Consider the following 19947-nt stretch of genomic DNA (forward strand, 5'->3'; position numbering starts at 1 on the left):
CGCGTCGACCGCACACAGGTGCGGCCGAAGCGGCGTCAGTTGTGGCTGAGGACGTTGACCACCTGGCCGTTGGGGTCCCGCACGAAGAACCGCCGCACCCCCCACTCCTCGTCGGTCAGCGGATGGACGATCTCCGCGCCGCGCTCCCGCATGGCGCTGTACACCGCGTCCACGTCCTCGACCTCGATGCTCATGTCCGGTGCGACCGGTGCCGTCTTGTCGTCGGTCATCAGGCTGACCTGTACGGCCGGGTTCTCGGTGGATGCGAGGGTCATGATCCAGCCGTGGTTCATGACTTCCTCGAAGCCCAGGACGCCGTAGAACTCCGCGCTCTCGCCGAGGGCTTCTGACTGGACGTTGGGGACGACACGGCGCACCTGCATCTCGCGGCTCCGGTGGTCGGTTCGGACGCGTCTGAGGACCGGGCCAGCCTAGCCGTTGCGGTGCCGGACCGCCCGGAGGACCGAGCGGCCCGGCGCGGATCTTTCGGGGGTCTGTCCCCTCCCGGCCGGAACACCGCGGACGGGAATTGAATGGCCGGCAAGGCCAAGACACCCACCCGTGCGGGAGACGCGATGCGGTTGACCACGTCCCAGGGCGCAAGCGTGCCGGAGCGCACCGTCACCGAGCTGCGCGAACAGCTGCGCGGCCCCGTCATCACCGAGGAGGACCAGGAGTACCCGGCCGCCAAGGCCATCTGGAACGCCTACTTCGAACGCCGTCCGGGCGCGATCGTACGGGTCCGGGGCGCCGCCGACGTGATCACCGCCGTGCGGTTCGCCAAGGAGCACGACCTGCTGCTCGCGGTGACGGGCGGCGGCCACTGCTTCGCCGGCACCGGCAGCTGCGAGGGCGGACTGGTCATCGACACCTCCGCGCTCAAGGGGATCCGGGTCGACCCCGAGCGGCGCACCGTGCAGGCCCAGCCCGGCCTGCTGCAGGGCGAGTTCGACGCGGAGACGATGCACTTCGGGCTGGCGGTGACCGGCTCGCAGGAGTCGTACATCGGCATCGGCGGGATGACCCTCGGCGGCGGTCTCGGCTGGCTGGGCCGCTACCGGGGGCTGCTCGTGGACAACCTGCTGTCCGCCGACATCGTGCTCGCCAGTGGCGAGGTGCGCAGGGCGAGCCCGCAGGACGACGCCGACCTGTTCTGGGCGATCCGCGGGGGCGGCGGCAACTTCGGCGTGGCCACCGCCTTCGAGTACAAACTCCATCCGCAGGGCGACTGCCTGGCCGGGCTGCTGGCCTTCCCCGTCGCCGAGACCGGTGCCGTGGCCAGGAGGCTGGGGGAGTTCAACGAGACCGCGCCCGACGCGCTGACCACCTCCTTCGCCTTCCTCACGGTGGACGGAGAACCGGCGGTCGGTCTCGGATACGTGCACGCCGACACCTCGGCCGGGGCGGAGGAGGCCGTGGCGCCGCTGGCCGGGCTGGGTCAGAAGCCGCTCCTCAACCACGTCGGCCGGATGCCCTACCTCGCCGTGCAGCAGATGCTGGACGACAACACCGTGGCCGGCCGCAGGCTGTACGCGCGCTCCTTCCACATGGACGAGCTGCACCCCGAGGCCGTGGAGGTCCTGGGCGACGGCTACGCGAGCAACCCCTCACCCCTGTCGCTGGTCGGCGGCGGCCTCATGGGCGGCGTGATGGCCCAACTGCCCGCGGAGACCACGGCCTTCCCGCACCGCGAGGGATATCTCGTCAGCGTGCTCAGCCAGTGGGAGGACGAGAGCGAGGACCAGCAGAACATCGAATGGACGCAGAACGTATACGAACGCGTCCTGCCGTACACGACCGGCGGGGTGTACGTGAATCACCTCGGCGACGACGGTCCGCAGCGCGTGGCCGACGCCTACGGAGTGAACTATCCGCGCCTGCGGACGCTCAAGGCGAAGTACGACCCGGAGAACGTGTTCCGGGCGAATCACAACATCCTCCCGGCCGACTGACGCCCGGCACGGCCGGCGGCGCGCACGAAACGGCCGGCGAGACCCCTGCCGAAGGGGCTCGCCGGCCGTCCCGCGTTTTCAGCGAACCCGGATCGGGACGCTTCGATAGGCGCAATAGGGAAATCGGAAGCCGCCCCCGCTGGGCTGCCAGTCCGCGGGCCCCGCGGGCTCGAGTCGCGCGAACCGGTCGAGGAGCCGTCCGAAGACCGCGGTGCCCTCCACCCGCGCCAGCATCGCCCCGAGGCAGTGGTGGGCCCCGCCGCCGAAGCTGAGGTGCGGATTGGGGTGCCGGCCCACGTCGAGCCGGCCGGGGTCGGTGAACCGCCGCTCGTCGTGGTTGGCCGACGCCAGGAGCAGGACCACGACCCGGCCCCGGCGCAGGGTGCGCCCGCCCACCTCGACCGGTTCCAGGGTGAGCCGGGTCGTGGTGTGGATGGGCGCGTCCCAGCGCAGGAACTCCTCCAGCGCGGTCGGCAGCAGCGAGCGGTCGGAGCGCAGCCTGGCCTGCTCGCCCGGGTGGCCGGCCAGAGCGGCGCAGCCGGTCGCGATCAGGTTCGTCGTCGTCTCGAAGCCCGCGTAGTACAGGAACAGCGTGTTGTCGACGGCCTCGTCCTCGGTGAGCCGCCAGTCGCCCTCCCGTGCCGTGGCGATGGCGGTGAGCAGGTCGTCGCCCGGCTCGGCCCGGCGCCGGCGCATCAGCTCGCGGAAGTAGTCCCGCAGCCACACGACCGCGGCGTGCGCGGCGGCGCGCTCGGCCTCCGGGATGAACACGGCGAAGGCCTTGGAGACATCGATCGAACGCTCCATCACCGCCTCGCGGTCCTCCTGGGGGATGCCGAGCAGGGTGCTCATCACCAGCACCGGCAGGGGCTGGGCGAGATCCCGGACCGCGTCGAAGGTCCCGTGTGTCACGGCCCGTTCCAGCAGGTCGTCGGTCATGGCCGCGATCGGGTCCGCCAGCGAGCGCACCACCGGCGGACTCAGTGCCCGGGTCAGCAGCCGGCGCAGCCGGGTGTGTTCCTCGGGATCCCGGTCGATGACGATGCGCCGCAGGAAGTCCACCGCGGGCCCCGGGCCCACCGACAGGTTCTGGAACTCCTCGGGAAACTCCCTCCCGAGCCGGCGGTCGCGCAGCAGGGCGGAGACCTCCGCGTGGCGGGTGACGACCCACTGGGCCGGCCCGCCCCGGCACAGCGGCCCCTGCGCACGTAGTTCCCGGTAGACCGGATAGGGATCTCGCAGGAATTCTGGATCGCCCAGGACGAACCTGGGGAGTTGTGTGTCCATTGCCTCGGTCACAGGCAGAGGATGCCTGGTCCCGTCGTATTCACGGCGGTTTCTGAAAGGGGTTGGACAGGGAATTGCGCGCATTGCAGAAGTCCTGTTCCGGGCGCCGTGTCCGCGCCCGGCCGGTGGTAGGGTGCGCGAGCCGGAGGAATTTCTCGATCTGGGGGAGTGGAATGTCTTCCGATCTGCCCTTGAAATTCGATTCCAGGGACCCCGCGGTACTCAAGGACCCCTATCCGATCTACGCGGAGCTGCGTGCCTCCGGAGGTCTGAGCAGAGGCGGCCCCGGCCAGTGGGTGGTGAGCCGGTACGACGATGTCGCGCCGCTGCTGCGGGATCGCCGCCTCAGTCACGAATATCCCCCGGAGTACCACCAATTCAGCACGGGTGACGGTCCTGCCCAGAGCTTCTTCCAGCGGATCCTCCTCGACCGGGACGCGCCGGACCACACACGGCTGCGCCGGCTGATGGTCCAGGCCTTCAGCCCGCGTCTGCTGCAGCGGATGCACGACTACATCGAGCGGCAGGTGGACCTGCTGCTGCGGCCCGCTCTGGACCGCGGCTCCTTCGACGCGGTCACCGAGCTGGCCTTCCCGCTCCCGGTCACCGTCGTGTGCGAACTGGTCGGCATCCCGGCCGTCGACCGCGACCTGGTGCGACCGCACGCCATCGACCTCGCCAAGGCCTTCGCCCTGTACGTCCCCGAAGAGGACCGGGCCGCGGCCCACGGGGCGGTGGCCTGGCTGCGCGAGTACATCGGCGAACTGCTGCGCGAACGGCGCGCGTCGCTCGGGGAGGACCTGCTCTCCCGGATGATCGTCGCCGAGGACGCCGAGGAACCCGGCGCCCGGCTGACCGCCGAGGAGATCGTCGACAACACGGTCTTCCTGTTCTTCGCCGGGTTCGAGACCACCACCAATCTCATCGCCACCAGCGTGGCGGCGCTGCTCGACCACCCCGGGCAGACCGCCCGGCTGCGCAGTGACCCGGGTCTGCTGCCGAGCGCGGTGGAGGAGTTCCTCCGCTTCGACGCGCCGATCCAGGCGACCGCGCGCATGGTGCGCGAGCCGGTGGAGGTCGGCGGCCGCACCGTGCGGCCCGGGCGGGTCCTGGTGCTGCTGCTGGGTTCGGCCAACCACGACGAGCGCCGGTTCGCCGACCCCGGCCGTCTCGATGTCGCCCGTACGCCCAATCCCCACCTCAGCTTCGGCGGCGGTGCCCACCACTGTCTCGGCGCCAACCTGGCCAGGATCGAGGGGCAGGCGGCGATCGGCTGGCTGCTGCGGCACGCGCCGGCGCTCAAAGCGGCCGGTGACGTCGTCCGCAGGCAGAGCGTCACCTTCCGCTCCTATCGCAGTGTGCCCGTGGCGCTGCGCTGAACCTGGCCGAAACACAACTGACAGATTTGACCGTCCGCAATGGCCGCGGACCGTACATTGGCTGTGGGAATTCCAGGGAGACCGAACGGGCCGGACCAGCCGTCGTGCGGCCCCACGCCGAATTCCCGGCAGGACTTGATCATCATTCGGTTGTCCACGGGGGAGTGATGGCCGTGTACGCGTGGTCATGCCACGGTTTGACGAAGTCCTGGCCGGCACGTGGCCGCCCGCGCTCCCGCGTCGCGGGGCCGGGCATTTTCATTCGAAACTAAACCACCTCTCCGGTGGCGCCTGGGCGTGCCGATGCAGGTGCCTGCCTAATCCAGTGGGGACGAGGGTTGGGTGGAATCGTTTCATCCGCCGGAATCGGCAGTACGGTTGTGCATGCCCACCTGGCGTGCCGTGGGTGCCCGTTGAACGCTGCTCGGATTTCCGGCGGCGAGAACCACGGGGGCCGGTGTGTGGTGCATCAGCAAGCGCGTGGAGGGAGCGCGTAGTTGGCACGTGAAGAAGTCCGGCTCCTGCGATGGCCGGCACAGCGTGAATTGCGTGATCGATGTCGGTCCAAGGGCTTGCCCAGGATACTGGTCGTCGAAGCGGGCGCGGCGGCCCCCGTCTGTGAGGACGTGTGCGAGGACTGGGTGCGGGCGCCGATCCCGGCCCATGATCTGCAGGCCCGGGTGGACGCCCTCAGCCGCAGGTACCAGATGAATCGCTTACCCTACCTGGACGAGAGCGGTGTCCTCCATTTCTGTTCCCGCTCCGTCACCGTCTCACCCACCCAGGCGGAGCTGCTCGAACTGCTCGTGGCGCGTCACCGCGAGGTGGTGCCCCGCGAGGCGCTGCGGTTCCGCCTCGGCCAGGTCAGCGGATCCCGAACGCGCAACGCCCTGGATCTGCACATGATGCGGATCAGGGACCGGATCCAGCCGCTCGGACTCTCCATCCGCACGGTGTGGGGCCGGGGTTACGTCCTGGAGGCGCAACCCGACCTGTCGTGACCGGCCGGTCCCGGTCCGGGCCGGGACCCACGCGACACTCACCGCTCGGCCGTCCGCCGCGCGATCACCACGCAGGTCAGGAGCAGCCCCGCTGCGACGTGCCACCTGCCGTGGAGGTACGGGCCGCCCGGCAGCGCGTACCCCTCCGGAAGCCGCACCACGAACGCGCCCGACACCGAACCGGGTCCGGGCCCGGTGACCGACTCGACGCTCAGGGCGCGCAACGGCGGCGGCGCCTCCCGCGAGGAAGGCCATGCCTTGTAGGCCGCCTCCCGCGCGCTGAACAGCAGACGGTCCACGGGCACCCGGGGCAGCCGCCCTTCCGTCTCACCGGCCAGTGCGGCCTCCCGCGCCGTCAGCAGCCTGGCACGCACACGAGCGGGCAGCGGTCGCGCCGGCTCGGCGTCCAGCCCCAGTCCCCACGCGTGGCGGGACCGGCACACCGCGGCCGCCCGGTAGCCGGCGCAGTGCGTGATGCTGCCGACCACACCCGCGGGCCAGACGGGGGCGCCGCGCGGACCACGCGGCACCGCCGCCGGTACTCGGCCCAGCGCGGCCAGCGCACGGTGCGCGCACCAGCGCCCCGCGGTGAACTCGGCCCGGCGGCGCGGTCCGGCGTCCGCGCAGGCCATCGCCTCCGGCTCGAACAGCTCACCGGGCGCCACGTCGTCGACGCGGGCCGCGCCGCACGCCCAGGGCGGCAGCACGGCCCGCAGCAGCGGTTCCTCAGTCCTGACCACGGGCCCGCAGCGCCTTCTTGTCGACCTTCCCCACGGGTGTCTTCGGGAAGCCGTCCACGAGTTCCAGCCGGTCCGGAAGCTTGTAGGCGGCGAGCCCGCGTTCGGTGAGATATGCCTTGAGGCGTCCCAGCCGCAGCGGCTGACCGTCCAGGGGCGGGGACGAGGGCACCACGAAGGCGCACACCCGCTCGCCGAGCCGCTCGTCCGGCAGCCCGACCACCGCCACGTCCCGCACGGCCGGATGCGTCAGCAGATGGCTCTCCACCTCCTCCGCGGACACCTTGTCGCCGCCCCGGTGGATGATGTCCTTCACCCGCCCCGACACCACCAGGTTCCCTTCGGGAGTCAGCCGGACCAGGTCCCCGGTGCGGAAGAACCCGTCCGGCGTGAACGCCAGGGCGTTCTGTTCGGCGGCCCGGTAGTACCCGCGGATCGTGTACGGGCCGCGTGCCAGCAACTCGCCCACCTCACCGGGCGGTACGTCCCGTCCCGCGTCGTCCACCACCCGGATCTCGTCCGCCGGGCAGAGCGGGCGTCCCTCCGTCGTGAGGACCACGTCCTCGGGATCGTCCAGCCGGGTATGGGTGAGCAGTCCCTCCCCGATGCCGTACCACTGGGTGAGCCGGCACCCCAGGGTGGCCGTCACCCGCCGGGCCACCTCGGGCTGGAACTTGGAGCTGCCCACCTGCAGCAGCAGCCCGGACAGGTCGGCCTTGGCCACCTCGGGATCCGCCAGCCACATCATCACCAGCGGCGGGACCAGCGTGGTCAGGGTGACACCCTCCCGCTGCACGAGCGGGAGGGCTTCGTCCGGGCTCGGGTTCGGGGCGAGCACGGCCTTGCCGCCGACGAGCAGGGTGCCCAGCACGCCGGGACAGCCGAGCGCGGCGTTGTGGGCCACCGGGGTGGCGGCGAGGTACGCCCCGCGCTCGTCCATGCCCAGGGCCCGGGCACACGCCAGCGCGTTGTAGGCGTAGTCGTCATGGGTGCGCGGGATCAGCTTGGGCAGCCCGGTCGTACCGCCGGACAGCAGCAGCAGCGCCACCTCGGAGGGGTCGACCGCCGGCAGGTCCAGCGGGGCCGCACGCACCTCGTCGAGCGGGGTGAACTCCGCGGCGTCGCCCGCCACCAGGACATGGCGCAGCCCCGGCACCTGTGCGCGCACCTCACGGGCCAGAACCCGGTGGTCGAAGCCCTGGAAGCGGTCCGGCACCACGTAGGCGACGGCCTCCGTGTGCCGGCACAGGTGGACGATCTCGTTGCGGCGGTGCCCGGGCAGCGCCATCACGGGCACGGCGCCCAGCCGGAACAGCGCGAAGCTCAGGCCGACGAAGGACGCGTGGTTGGGCAGCTGGACGACCACCCGGTCCCGCGCGCGCACCCCGAGCCGGTACAGCCCCGCCGCCAACTCGTCGACCTGGGAGAGAAGTTGCCCGAACGTGAGCCGCAGCTCACCCGCGACCACCGCGGTGCGCTCCCGGTGCTCGCGCTCCGCGGACCGCAGCAGGTCGTACAGAGTACGACCCTGCCAGTAGCCCTCCTCGCGATAGCGCGCGGCGAACTCGGCGGGCCACGGTACAAAGCCTTCCAGCATGGAACGCCTCCCTCTGGACGTGCGGTGCGGTGCGGGGCTGCCCGCCCGGCCGGTGTGCGGCGCGGCCGGGCACGGCGCGAGAGCCCACACGGCGGGGAGACCAGCATCCATCGCGGCGCGCGCACGACGGAGCGGGGTGAAAGACACCCAACAGCATCCGCCGGCCCGCTCAGGACCGCCTCTACGCTCGCCGATGTCCACGGCGGATCGGAGGTGAACCGGCCGTGCCCGCACCCACGTTGCTCACCTGGCTCGAAGCACCCAGCACCCGCACCGGCGTGAACTTCGGCAGCAAGGACGGAGGATGGCGCCGGTACAGTTACGACGAGTTGGCCCGGCTCAGCCGCCGGGCGGCCCACGCGCTCACCGCCGCGGGAGTGCGCCGTGACGACCTCGTCGCCCTCGTGCTGCCCTCCTCGCCCGCCTTCCTCGCCGCGTTCTTCGGCACCCTGCTGGCCGGCGCCACCCCGGCACCGCTGGCGCCACCGGTCGAGGGAGCGCCCACGGCGACGGGCTACGACGACCGGATGTCCGCGCTCCTGACGGCCGCCCGGCCACGCGTCGTGATCGCCGACCGCACCCCCGGACACCCGCTCCCCGCGGACGTGCGCCTGCTGCACGGCGCCGGGCTGCTCGACCCGGCGCACGAGCGGGACGCTGGCCCCGGCCGGATGCCGGCCGCGCGCGGACTCGTGCAGTTCACGTCCGGCTCCGGCGGCCGCGCCCGCGGGGTCGCCCTCGACGCCACCGCCCTCGCCGGTCACGTCGCCGCCATCCGTGACTGGCTGGAGGCCGCACCGGACACCGTGTGGGCCAGCTGGCTGCCCGTCCACCACGACATGGGACTCGTCGGCTGCCTGCTCGGCGCCGTCCTCGCCCAGGACGAGCTGTGGCTGATGCGGCCGGAGACCTTCGTACGTCGGCCGCTGGAATACCTGCGCTGCTTCGGTCTGCGCGGCGCCTCCATCAGCGCCACCCCCGCCTTCGGCCTCGACCACATCCTGCGCAAGGTCCGCCCCGAGGACCTGACCGGCCTGGACTTCTCCGGCTGGCACTCCCTGGTCGTCGGCGCCGAGCGCATCCCGCCGGCCACCCTGCGCGACTTCCACGCGCTGCTCGGCCTGCGCGGCCTGCGCCGCGGGGCACTGCTGCCCGCCTACGGGCTGGCCGAGGCCTCGCTCGCCGTCACCGGCCTGCGGCACGGGCAGCAGTGGACCGAGGAGAAGTCGGTCGTCGGCTGCGGCAGCCCGCTGCCCGGCACCACCGTGCGCATCGTCGACGACGACGGCCGGGACCTGCCGGACCGCACCGTCGGCGAGATCGCCGTACGCGGACCGCAGCTCGCCCTCGGCCACCTCGGCGACGACCTCCGTGACACCCGCATCAGCGACGGCGAACTGCGCACCGGCGACGCGGGGTTCCTCGCCGACGGACAGCTCTTCGTGCACGGCCGGATCGGAGACGCGCTGAAACTGCGCGGCCAGTGGGTGTTCGCGGAGGACGTGGAACAGACCCTCGGCCGTGCCGGTCTGCTGCCCCCGCGCGCCGTCGTGGTGCTCGGCGAGGACGCGACCGGTCCCGTCGCCGCCCTGATCGCCGAGGACGGCACCGGCACACCGGACCCGGCCGTGGGCGACGCCGTACGCCGGCTGCTGCGCCACACGGTCCCGGGAGCCGACACCCTTCTGCTCACGGTGGCGCGGGGTGCCCTGCCGCGCACCCCGAGCGGCAAGCCGCGGCGCCGCACGATCTGGCACACCCTCGTCGAGAACGCGGCAGACCATCCTCAGCCCTAGGAGAGACATGGCCCACACCGAGAGCGCGGTCCGCGAGAGCATCCTGAGCATCGTCCGCCAACTCGCCCCGGACGCCGAGGGTTTCCCCGAAGAGGGGCCCGCCCACCTGGTCAACGACCTCGGCTACCACTCCCTGGCCCTGCTGGAACTCGCCTTCGCGATCGAGGACGACTTCGACCTGCCGCCCATCGACGAGGAGACCGGCCGCAAGATCGCCACCTCCGAGGACGTGATCGCCTACGTGGTGGGCCAGTTGCGCGAGCAGAACGAGCTGGTGTCGGGCTGACCCGCGGGTCGCCGGCCGCCGAAAGAACTCTGACAGGAGACCGGAGGGGACATGCACACATCGTTAGCTTCGGAGGGCCCTGTGCGCTCGCCCGAGACGTGCGCACCTCCGGCGTGAAGAGAGGGGCTTTCCCGTGTCCGACGCCGTGATCTCCATCGAACGGCTGTGCAAACGCTTCGGACCGAACACAGCCGTCGACGACGTGTCGTTCTCCGTCTCCGCCGGTTCCGTCGTGGGACTGCTGGGACCCAACGGGGCCGGCAAGACCACGCTCATCAACTGCCTCACCACCCTGCTCACCCCGGACGGCGGCACCGCCACCGTGGCCGGTCGCGACCTGCTCGCCGATCCGCACGGAGTGCGTGCGGGCCTCGCGGTCACCGGGCAGTTCGCCGCCGTCGACGAGAGCCTCACCGGCCGCGAGAACCTGGTCTTCTTCGCCCGGCTGCTCGGCCTGCCCAAGCCCCGCGCCGCGGCCCGGGCCGAGGAACTGCTCGACCGGTTCGGGCTGGGGGAGAGCGCCGACCGGCCCGTCGGGCACTACTCGGGCGGCATGCGACGCAAACTCGACCTGGCCGTCGGGCTGGTCGTCCCGCGTCCCGTCCTGATCCTCGACGAACCCACGACGGGGCTCGACCCGCGCAGCCGCGAAACCCTGTGGGACGCCGTGCGCGCCCTCGCCGCAGACGGGATGGCGATCCTGCTCACCACCCAGTACCTGGACGAGGCCGACGCCCTCGCCGACCGGATCGTCGTCATCGACCACGGCCGCGTCATCGCCCAGGGCACCCCCCGCGAACTGAAACAGCAGACCGGGGGGTCGGTCTGCGAGGTGGTCGTCACCGACGACTCCGTCCGCGCCCGCGCGGCCGAACTCCTCGCCGCCACCGCCGCGGTCAACGTCCGCGACGACTGCCTCGTCGTGCCCGTGGACGGCGTGGCGGACCTCGGCGGGGTCATCGACGTCCTGAAAGCCGGCGGGATCCGCGCCGACGACGTCGCGGTGCACCCGCCCACGCTCAACGACGTCTTCTTCGCCCTCACCGCCGACCGTTCCGGCACCACCGGTGCCACGGCCGACAGCCCGGTCCCGGAGGCCCGCGCATGACCACCCTCGCGCCCGCCCCGGTCTCCTCACCCGGACTCGTCCACGACGTACGGGTCCTCGCCGAACGGGACTTCCGGCGCTCCTTCAGCGGGGGCGCGCTGATCGGCACCGTGGTCGAGCCGCTGGTGTTCTTCGGCATCTTCTACGCCACCTTCAGCCGGATGCTGGACGCCAAAGGCATCGACTACGGCCGCTTCGTCACCCCGACCATCATCGTGCAGGCGCTGATGTTCGTGGCCATCGCCTCCGCGATGTCCCTGGCCGGCGACCGCGGCAGCGGGCTGTTCAACCGGCTGCGCACCATGCCGATCGCGAGTCCGGCCCTGGGGACCGCCCGGCTGCTGGTCGTCGCCGCCGAGGCGCTGACCTCCACCGTGGTGATCTGCCTCGTCGCGCACCTCGCCGGATTCCGGTTCCACGCCGGGGCGGCCGCCGCGGCCGGCTTCTTCCTGGTGGCGGTCGCCTTCACGGTCGCCCTGGCCGCCGTCACCGCCACCCTCGGGCTGACCCTGCGCAACCAGGAGGCGCTGGCCGCCGCGCTCTACCTGCCGTATCTGCCCCTGCTGGTGGTCTCCACCGGGTTCGTACCCGCCTCGCTCTTCCCGGGCTGGCTCCAGCCCGTCGTGCGCAACTCGCCGGTGTCCGCCGTGATCGACGCGCTGCGCGCGCTGTCCACCGGCGATCCCACGACCGGACGGATCGTGCCGGCCGTGCTCTGGTGCGCGGGACTGGCCCTGTTCTTCGGATGGACCACCGCACGCGCGTTCCGGAAGGTGACCCAGTGACCGCGACCAGCCCGACCCCCGTACCGGCACCGGCGACCGGGCTGTGGGCGCAGTCCACGCTCATCGGCGGCCGGGTGCTCAAGCACTTCGTGCGCAGCCCCATGATGCTGCTGTCCACCTTCGGGTTTCCGCTGCTGCAGCTGTTCATGCTGCTGGCCGCGTTCAAGATCATCGTGCGGGACACCCTGGGGGAGAGCTACGTCGTCCGCCTCGCCCCGCTGATCATCCTCGTCACCGCCTTCTCCGCGATCGGCTCCAGCGCCATCGCCTTCTGGGTGGACATCCGCAGCGGCGTCTTCAACCGGCTGCGGGCCATGCCGATCAACGCCCTGTCCGTCCTGCTCGGCCGTATGCTCGGCGACCTGGTGCGCAGCCTGGGCATCGCCGTCCTCGTCGCGCTGATCGCGCAGTTCCCCGGATTCCGCTTCAGGCAGGGCGTGGCCGCCGCGCTGGGCTTCTTCCTGCTCGTCGCCCTGTTCGGGCTGATGTGCACCTCCATCGCGGTGGTCGCGGCACTGTCCGCCCCGTATCCGCCGGTCATCATGCGCTGGGTACAGCTGCCCACGCTCACCCTGACCATGCTGTCGTCCGGTTACATGCCGTACGACGCCTTCCCCTCCGCGATCCGCCCCGTGGTCGCGGCCAACCCCGTCTCGACCGCCGTCGAGGCGCTGGTCGGACTGTCGCACGGCGGGCCGGTGCTGGTGCCCGTGCTCGCCACCGTCGCCTGGACGGTGGGCGTGAGCGTGCTGTGCGCGTTCGTGACCGTACGCAAGTTCCGCGGTTTCGTGGCCGGCTGAGGACCGACCCCCTCGCCGAGTCCCAGGGAGTTCCGTCGTCCGTGGCGCGGTCCACGGAGAATGAGGAGTCCGTCATGCCTGAAACACCCGTGTTCCCCGTGCCCGGCGAGCGGCGCGCGCTCATCGCCGGATGCGGCATCACGGGCCCGGTGCTCGCCCTGTTCCTGATCCGCTGCGGCTACAGGCCCGTGCTGTACGAGGCCCGCCCCGGACCGGACGACCACGCCGGCTCCTTCCTCAACCTGGGCCCCAACGGACGCAGCGTCCTGCAGACCCTCGGCATCGACGACACCGTGCTGCGGCACGGCGCCCCGACCACCCGGCTCGTCTTCACCAACCACCGGGGCCGCACCATCGGCAGCAACCCCGAACACACCACGTGCGTCAAGCGCGGTCTGCTCAACAAGGCACTGCGGGAGTGTGCCCAGCGGGCCGGAGCGCGCGTCGAGTTCGGCAAGCGCCTGGTCGACGTGAAGGGCGGACGACCCGGCGAGGTCACGGCGGTCTTCGCCGACGGCACCACCGCCGACGGGGACATCCTCATCGGGGCCGACGGCATCAACTCCGCCACGCGCGCCGCCGTGTTCCCCGAAGCCCCCGCACCGTGCTTCACCCAGGGCATCGGCTCCGGCGGGTTCGCCCGCACCAGCGCGCCGGGCGACCCGGACGGCACCTTCCGCATGATGTTCGGGCTGCGCGGCTTCTTCGGATACCAGGTGCTGCCCGGCGGCGAGGTCTACTGGTTCGAGAACCACACCCGGACCCGTGAACCCGCCCGCGGCTGGGCCGGATCGGTCACCGACGAGGAGTGGCGGGAGCAGTTGCTGCGCCGGCACGCCGGCGACCACGCCCTCGTCGGCGAGATCCTGAGCGCCACCGACGGGCCGATCGGACGGTGGCCGCTGTACGACCTGCCGTCCCTGCCCGCCTGGCACCGCGGCGACGTGACCCTGATCGGGGACGCCGCGCACGCCATCTCCCCGCACCTGGGCCAGGGAGCCGCGCTCGGCATGGAGGACGCCGCCGTCCTCGCCAAGTGCCTGCGCGACCTGCCCGACGCCCGCGCCGCCTTCGCCGCGTTCGAGGCGCTGCGCCGCCCCCGGGTCGAGGACCTGGTCCGGCAGGCGCGCCGCACCGGCGGGCAGATGACCCCCGGCGGGCCCGTGGGGCGTGCCGTACGCGACCTGATGCTGCCGTTCTTCCTCAAACTCGGCCTGCGCAACGCCGAGTCGGTCTACGGCTACCGCGTCGACTGGTCCACCCCGCTGACCGCCGCGGACCGGTGACCGGCCGTGGCCCACATCCTGGTCATCGGAGCCGGACTCGCCGGGTCGGCCACCGCGCTGTTCAGCGCCCGGCGCGGCCACCGGGTCACGGTCCTGGAGGGCGGCGGCCCGCCACCGCCCGGAGCCGGCGCGGACGACGACTGGCACGACTGGGAACGCAGAGAAGTGCCGCACGCCCGCCAGGGACACGCCTTCCTCGCCCTGTCCACCCGGGTCCTGCGCGAGGAGCGCCCGGACCTGCCGGCCGCCCTCGCCGCCCGCGGAGCCCGCGTCACACCGCTGGAGGCCGGCTCCGAGGACGCCACCGTCCTCAGCCGGCGCCTGGTCTACGAGGCGGTGGTACGCCGGACCGCCGCGGCCGAGCCGGGGGTCACGCTGGTCACCGGGGCACGCGTGACCGCCCTGCTGACCGCGGGCCACACCGACGGCCTGCCCCGGGTGACCGGCGTGCGCACCGAGGACGGCACCCAGCACACCGCCGATCTCGTGGTGGACGCGGGCGGCCGCCGCTCGCAGCTCGCGCGATGGCTGACCGCGGCGGGCCTGGCCGCCCCCCGGGAGACGGTCCAGCCGTGCGGCTTCTTCTACCTCACCCGGCACTACCGGCTGCGCCCGGGCTGCTCCTTCCCGTCCACCACCGTCCCCATCGTCACCGAGCTGGACTACGGCACCGCCCTGGCCTTCCCCGGTGACAACGACACCTTCCAGCTCTCCGCCACCGTGGCCGTCGACGACCCGTACAAGCACCGCTTGCGCGAGCCGGAGATCTTCACCCGCTTCCTGCAGGCCGTGCCGAGCACGGCCGAGTGGTGCGAGCGCGGTCTGCCCCTGGACGACCCCGCGCCCATGGGCCGGCTGGAGAACCGCCGCCGGACGCTGCTCGACACGGACGGCAGGCCGGTCGCCGCCGGTCTGGTCGTGGTCGGCGACGCCGCCCTGCAGACCAACCCCACCTTCGGCCGCGGTGTCTCCCTGGCCTTCGTCCACGCCCGGCAGCTCGCGCGCACCGCGGAGCGGGCGGCGGCCGAACCGGCGGCGTACACCGAGCGGTTCGAGCGCTGGACCGACGACAACCTCGGTGTGTGGTTCGAGATCCAGCGGGCCACCGACCGCGCCCGGCTCGCACAGCTGCGAGCCGGACTCCGCGGCGAGCACGCGCCGCCCGCCGACGATCTGCCCAACCGGTTCGTCCGGGCGATGGCCGTGCTGCGCGACGACGACGAGCGCATCCGCAGCGCCTCGCTGCGGCTGTACCACATGCTGATGACGCCGCAGGACCTGATGAGCGACCGGGCCGTGTCCCGGCGCATCCTCGCCTTCCTGCGCGAGCACCCGATGCCCGAGAACCCTGCCGAGGGCCCGGACCGCGCCACCTTCGAGGCCCTGGTCACGGGCGCCTCCACTCCCTCGGTTCTGCCCTCCGCCGGCATCCCGGCGAAGGGGACCGGCCCACGGGCCCGTACCTGACGAAGGACGACAGCGTGGACATCGCACTGAAGACAGGCGTGACACTGAGCTACGACATCTTCGGGGACCCGGACGGCTCCCCGGTGCTCCTGGTCGCCGGACAGCACCAGGCCAACCTGTTCCACCAGACGCAGGTGCCCTTCCTCACCAAGCGCGGGCACCGGGTCATCACCTTCGACCACCGGGGGGTGCAGCCGTCCGAGGAGACCCCGCCGCCCTACACGATGGAGGGCCTGGCCGAGGACACCGCTGCCCTCATCGAGCAGCTCGACATCGGGCCGTGCGCCATCGTGGGCTACTCGCTCGGTGCGACGATCATCCTGGAACTCGCCGTCGAACGGCCCGACCTGCTCACCCGTGCCGCGCTGGTGGGCGTGCCGTGGAAGCCGAGCGCGCTGCACCGGGCGATCCGCGAGGACGCCCTGGAGCGGCTCCGGTCGGGCGCCGTGATGCCGCCGGTGACGGAGGGCATCTACCGGGCGATGTACCTCTTCGGCCCGCGGGCGCTGAACCGGGACGCCTTCATCGGGCCCTACCTCGAGGGCCTGCGCGGACTCGCCGCTTCCGGCGGGCACGGGGCCCTCGGGCACGCGGAGGCCTCGGCGGCCTACGCCCCCGATCCGCAGCGGATCGCCAAGATCACCGTGCCCTGCCTGATCGTCGGCATGGAGCACGACATCATGGCCCCCTACCCGATGGCCCGCGAACTGGCCCGGCTCATCCCCGGCTCCGAGTACCGGGAGATCAAGAACAGCGGCCACGCCGCCCTGCTGGAGAAGCCGACCGAGGTGAACCGGCTGCTGGACGAGTACCTCGGCACCGGAGGGCCGACGGCGGCGCATAGCTGAACGCGGTCGGCCGGCCCGCGCCGAACAGGACGCGGGCCGGCCGCAGGCCGTTGTCAGCTCAGGTGGTACAGGCGGTGGAAGGTGTGCCGGACCGGCAGGATCCGTACCTGCCGGAAGCCCGCGGCCGCCGCGTACGCCCGCACCGTGCCGGGCCGCATCACCGTACCGGTGGCGGCAGACCCCTCCTCCACCCTGCCGACCGGCAGACAGTGCAGCACGCTGACGGCGTACTGGTACCGCTCGGTCTCCGGCGCCGGTGCCCGGAAGTGTTCGCCCACGTTGGGCTCCATCAGCAGCACGCTGCCACCGTCCGCCAGCAGCGCGCGGCACGCGCCGAGGACCTCGACCGGGCGAGCCATGTCGTGCAGCGCGTCGAAGACGCAGACCAGGTCGAACCGTCCGGCCAGCGCGGGGTCGGCCGCGTCCCGGACCTCGAAGTCGACCCGCTCGGCGACCCCGGCCTCCCGCGCGTTGCGCACGGCGTCCGCCACCGAGGCGTCATCGAGGTCCAGGCCGTGCACCCGCGCACGCGGGTAGGCCTGCGCCAGGGCGATCGACGACCAGCCGGTGCCGCAGGCGACATCGGCGATCCGGCCGCCCTCGCCGGACAGCGCCGCGTGCACCTGCGGGAGGGTCGCCGCGATCCAGCCGGCGAGCTGGTGGCGGAACACCGACTTGTTCAACCCCTCCTGCCCGCCCCGCAGTTCGCCACCGTACGCGGCGTACGGAACCCCCTGCCCGGAGCGGAAGGCATCGGCGAGCCGCGGCAGGACGGCGGACAGCCCGCCGATCGGCAGCACCACCAGTGGTGCGATCGAGTGCGGGCTGTCGGGGTCGGTGAGCGCCTCCGCGTGCCCGGCGGGCAGGGTGAACACGCGCCGGGCGGCGTCCGGCTCGGACTCGTCCGTGGTCACGATCCCGGCCGCCGCCTGCTGTTCCAGCCACTCGCGTGCGTAGCGCGGATCGACCCCGGCGCGCCGGGCCAGTTCGCCGGCGGTGGCCGGGGACTTGGCGAGCTCGTCGTACAGACCGAGCCGCAGGCCCAGGTAGGCGGTCATCAGCTCCGCCGCGCCCAGCCCGGCCGTGAACAGCCGTACCGACAGCGCCCGTGCCGAACTCTCCGTGTCCTGCGCTTCCATGGTCATGTGCCCCGCATCCCTCCGACTCGACCGCCGGGAATCCCTCACGCGGGCCGGCCGGACGGCCGTCGGGACAGCCGGCGGGGCACCGTCCCGTAACTGAGCAGATCCAGGTCCGCGAGCCCCTGACGCACCCGCTCCGACATCAGCCCGATGTGCACCAGCGAGGACACCACGCGCGCGAACACCGTCTGCCGGTACAGCACCATCGCCGGGTCCGTCGCGGCGTAGGCCAGCCCGGCGGACCGGTCCACGTCCAGCCGCTCCCAGATGTCGGCGAGCAGGAAACGCCGCCGCATCAGCGCGGCGGCCTCCACCACCAGCTCCTCCCGCTCTGCCAGCTCACGGCTGGACAGCTCCCGGTACGCCTCCTCGAGCGAGACCACGCCGAGCGAGACGTGCCGGGCCTCGTCGCGCGCCACCAAGGTGGTGATCCGGCGGATCAGCGGGTCGTGGAACGTGGAGCCGGCCAGCCGGAACGCGGCCATCGCCAGTGCCTCCACCATGATCTGCATGCCGAGTGCCGTCACGTCCCACCGCGAGTCGCGCAGCACGTCCTCGAGCAGGGCACGCAGGTCCGCGTTGATCGGGTACGGGACGGGGACGTGCTCGCGCAGATAGCGCGCGAACACCTCGACGTGCCGGGCCTCGTCCGTCACCTGGGTCGCGGCGCACAGCTTCGCCTCGACCGTCGGCAGGGACTCCACCAGCCGTGCCGCCACCGTGAGCGCGGCCTGCTCGCCGTGCAGGAACTGGCTGACGAGCCAGGCCTGCAGCTCCCAGCGGAAGGCGTCCCACATCGGGCGTCCCCGCCCGGCCATCGGGGAGGCTTCGAACGAGGCCCTCGCCAGGTCGGTCCCGTCGCTCAGGGGGGCGCCGAAGGGCACGGGTAGCGACCAGTCGATGTCGCGGTCCGCGTCCCACTGACCCGCGTGGGCGCGGCGGGTGAGACTCTGAAGCCGGGGGGTGCTCGCCGTGTAGTCCCAGGACAGGCGGGTGTGCACCCGGGCCTGAAGATCGAGGTCCTGCATGCGGGCGAGGCTAACCGCACGCACCGGGTACCGGGAGAAATCTTTCAATGCCGCCAAACATCTTTCAGTGAAAGCCCGGCCTTCTTCCGGCCACGGGTAGCTTGACCGCGTGGCCAGCCCAGAAGAGCGAGAGCCAGAAGAGCGAGAACCGGAAGAGCGAGAGATCGAGCCTTCCGCCGGACAGCGGCTGCTGTGGTTCCTGGACCGATATCGGGGACACGACGGCGCCTTGAACTGCCCGATGATGTGCCGAATTCGAGGCCCGCTGGAAACGCAGGTGCTCAGGCAGTGCCTGGCGGCGGTGATCTCCCGTCACGAATCCCTGCGGTCGGTTTTCCGGGGCGGCGGACGCAATCTGCGCCAACTCGTGCGGGCGTCCGCGCCCGTCGACCTCAGGGTGCGGCCCCTGGACGGGGAGCCCGATCCCGAGCGGGCACTGCGCGAAGCCGTCGCCGAGGAACTCGCCACCCGCATCGACCCGACGCGGAGCGCGTTCCGCGTCACGCTGTGGCGGATCGCGGACGGCGACCACGTCCTGTGCCTCAACATGCACCACCTCGTCACCGACTCCTGGTCGTGCGGCGTCGTCTTCCAGGACCTGTGCGCCCTCCTCGACCAGGCTCGCGGCGGCAGCGCCGAACCAGCGCCGCCGGGACTGCCGTTCGGCGCGTTCGCCGAGTGGCAGCGCACCGCCCTGGACGGCGGTGAACTGCGCGGACAGCAGGAGTACTGGCACGACCGTCTGGCCGGGCTCGCCCTGTCCCCGCTGCCCGCCCGGGAGGTCCCGGGCGAGCGCCGTACCGCGCTGGTGCGGCGGGAACTGGACCGGGCCACGGTGGCCGGCCTGCGCGAGGCCGCCCGGTCCGGCCGCAGCACCCTCTTCGCGCTGCTGCTGACCCTCTACTACGCCGTGCTGCACCAGGCCACCGGCCACACCGACCTCGCCGTCGCCTCCCTGTACGCCAACCGGACCAGGCCCGAGCTGCGCAGGACCGTCGGGTTCCTGGCCAACATGGTGGTGCTGCGCACCCGGTTCGACCCCGCCGCCGGTGTCCTGGAGGCCCTGCGCGCCACCCATGCCACCGTCACCGGCGCCTTCCTCAACCAGGGCGTCCCCTACCAGCTGCTGCCGTTGCGGGAGGCACAGAGCCAGGGGGCGAGAGCCGACGACATCGTCTTCCAGATGCTCGCCGAGCCGGTCTACAGCACCACCGCGGGCGGCCTCGGCCTGGACGTACTGGTCCCCGACGGAGTGGGCAGCAGATTCGAACTCGAACTGGTTCTGGTGCCACACGAAGAGGGATTCCACGTGCTGCTCTTCTACAACGAGGGACGACTCGACGAGAAATTCGCCACCGAATTGTCAGAGCGTTATGTCGCGGCGGCCGAACGCGTCTCCCAGAACACCGACCTGCCCTTCGGCCGAGTCTGCTGAGTACCGCGGGAAA

The 19947-nt window shown here is 72.2% G+C and carries 18 protein-coding genes; 12 read left to right on the forward strand and 6 right to left on the reverse strand.

The annotated features are described in order from the left end of the window. Positions 1-35: 35 nt before the first annotated feature. A complete protein-coding gene (locus ACZ5CW_RS11350) occupies positions 36-383 on the reverse strand; it encodes a VOC family protein (protein WP_468600065.1) in 348 nt (115 codons plus the stop codon). A gap of 192 nt (positions 384-575) precedes the next feature. Here ACZ5CW_RS11350 and ACZ5CW_RS11355 point away from each other — a divergent pair, with 192 nt between their 5' ends. Next, entirely contained in the window at positions 576-1952 is a 1377-nt protein-coding gene (locus tag ACZ5CW_RS11355; RefSeq protein ID WP_468600066.1) for an FAD-binding oxidoreductase, read from the forward strand. A gap of 78 nt (positions 1953-2030) precedes the next feature. Here the strand turns inward: ACZ5CW_RS11355 and ACZ5CW_RS11360 are convergent, their stop codons facing one another. Next, a complete protein-coding gene (locus ACZ5CW_RS11360) occupies positions 2031-3251 on the reverse strand; it encodes a cytochrome P450 (RefSeq protein ID WP_468600067.1) in 1221 nt (406 codons plus the stop codon). A 179-nt stretch (positions 3252-3430) separates the two neighbouring features. Between ACZ5CW_RS11360 and ACZ5CW_RS11365 the strand changes: the two genes are divergently transcribed. Both ACZ5CW_RS11365 and ACZ5CW_RS11370 read left to right on the forward strand, forming a co-directional pair. Beyond that, a complete protein-coding gene (locus ACZ5CW_RS11365; protein WP_468600068.1) occupies positions 3431-4618 on the forward strand; it encodes a cytochrome P450 in 1188 nt (395 codons plus the stop codon). Positions 4619-5190: 572 nt separating this feature from the next. Further along, positions 5191-5619 (forward strand): helix-turn-helix domain-containing protein, encoded by a 429-nt coding sequence (locus tag ACZ5CW_RS11370; protein ID WP_468600069.1) that lies wholly within the window; start codon positions 5191-5193, stop codon positions 5617-5619. 38 nt (positions 5620-5657) lie between these two features. On the opposite strand, the gene ACZ5CW_RS11375 is transcribed toward ACZ5CW_RS11370, so the two are convergent. Both ACZ5CW_RS11375 and ACZ5CW_RS11380 read right to left on the reverse strand, forming a co-directional pair. Next, positions 5658-6359, reverse strand: a complete 702-nt coding sequence (locus tag ACZ5CW_RS11375) for a 4'-phosphopantetheinyl transferase family protein (RefSeq protein WP_468600070.1) — start codon at positions 6357-6359, stop codon at positions 5658-5660. Next, positions 6346-7953, reverse strand: coding sequence for a (2,3-dihydroxybenzoyl)adenylate synthase (locus ACZ5CW_RS11380; RefSeq protein ID WP_468600071.1), 1608 nt, complete (start codon positions 7951-7953; stop codon positions 6346-6348). The genes ACZ5CW_RS11375 and ACZ5CW_RS11380 overlap by 14 nt, the downstream gene beginning before the upstream one ends. Before the next feature lie 224 nt (positions 7954-8177). Between ACZ5CW_RS11380 and ACZ5CW_RS11385 the strand changes: the two genes are divergently transcribed. The 8 genes from ACZ5CW_RS11385 to ACZ5CW_RS11420 all read left to right on the forward strand — a co-directional run bounded on the left by ACZ5CW_RS11385 (position 8178) and on the right by ACZ5CW_RS11420 (position 16329). After that, the gene (locus tag ACZ5CW_RS11385) at positions 8178-9749 is read left to right on the forward strand and encodes an AMP-binding protein (RefSeq protein WP_468600072.1); all 1572 of its coding nucleotides are present in this window, start codon (positions 8178-8180) and stop codon (positions 9747-9749) included. A 7-nt stretch (positions 9750-9756) separates the two neighbouring features. Then, positions 9757-10035, forward strand: coding sequence for a hypothetical protein (locus tag ACZ5CW_RS11390; protein ID WP_468600073.1), 279 nt, complete (start codon positions 9757-9759; stop codon positions 10033-10035). 133 nt (positions 10036-10168) lie between these two features. Further along, positions 10169-11143 (forward strand): ATP-binding cassette domain-containing protein, encoded by a 975-nt coding sequence (locus ACZ5CW_RS11395; RefSeq protein WP_468600074.1) that lies wholly within the window; start codon positions 10169-10171, stop codon positions 11141-11143. Next, entirely contained in the window at positions 11140-11928 is a 789-nt protein-coding gene (locus ACZ5CW_RS11400; RefSeq protein WP_468600075.1) for an ABC transporter permease, read from the forward strand. The genes ACZ5CW_RS11395 and ACZ5CW_RS11400 overlap by 4 nt, the downstream gene beginning before the upstream one ends. After that, positions 11925-12728: an ABC transporter permease gene (locus tag ACZ5CW_RS11405; RefSeq protein ID WP_468600076.1), complete on the forward strand. Its 804-nt coding sequence runs from the start codon at positions 11925-11927 to the stop codon at positions 12726-12728. The genes ACZ5CW_RS11400 and ACZ5CW_RS11405 overlap by 4 nt, the downstream gene beginning before the upstream one ends. A gap of 74 nt (positions 12729-12802) precedes the next feature. After that, the gene (locus tag ACZ5CW_RS11410; RefSeq protein ID WP_468600077.1) at positions 12803-14014 is read left to right on the forward strand and encodes an FAD-dependent oxidoreductase; all 1212 of its coding nucleotides are present in this window, start codon (positions 12803-12805) and stop codon (positions 14012-14014) included. Positions 14015-14020: 6 nt separating this feature from the next. Next, entirely contained in the window at positions 14021-15481 is a 1461-nt protein-coding gene (locus tag ACZ5CW_RS11415) for an NAD(P)/FAD-dependent oxidoreductase (protein ID WP_468600078.1), read from the forward strand. A 14-nt stretch (positions 15482-15495) separates the two neighbouring features. Beyond that, positions 15496-16329, forward strand: a complete 834-nt coding sequence (locus ACZ5CW_RS11420; RefSeq protein WP_468600079.1) for an alpha/beta fold hydrolase — start codon at positions 15496-15498, stop codon at positions 16327-16329. A gap of 53 nt (positions 16330-16382) precedes the next feature. Here ACZ5CW_RS11420 and ACZ5CW_RS11425 read toward each other — a convergent pair whose 3' ends face one another. After that, the gene (locus ACZ5CW_RS11425) at positions 16383-17474 is read right to left on the reverse strand and encodes a methyltransferase domain-containing protein (RefSeq protein WP_468600080.1); all 1092 of its coding nucleotides are present in this window, start codon (positions 17472-17474) and stop codon (positions 16383-16385) included. A 38-nt stretch (positions 17475-17512) separates the two neighbouring features. Beyond that, the gene (locus ACZ5CW_RS11430; protein ID WP_468600081.1) at positions 17513-18499 is read right to left on the reverse strand and encodes a ferritin-like domain-containing protein; all 987 of its coding nucleotides are present in this window, start codon (positions 18497-18499) and stop codon (positions 17513-17515) included. Positions 18500-18608: 109 nt separating this feature from the next. Here ACZ5CW_RS11430 and ACZ5CW_RS11435 point away from each other — a divergent pair, with 109 nt between their 5' ends. After that, positions 18609-19934 (forward strand): condensation domain-containing protein, encoded by a 1326-nt coding sequence (locus ACZ5CW_RS11435; RefSeq protein ID WP_468600082.1) that lies wholly within the window; start codon positions 18609-18611, stop codon positions 19932-19934. Positions 19935-19947: the final 13 nt, after the last annotated feature.

The sequence above is a fragment of the Streptomyces sp. NPDC031379 genome (assembly GCF_055569615.1).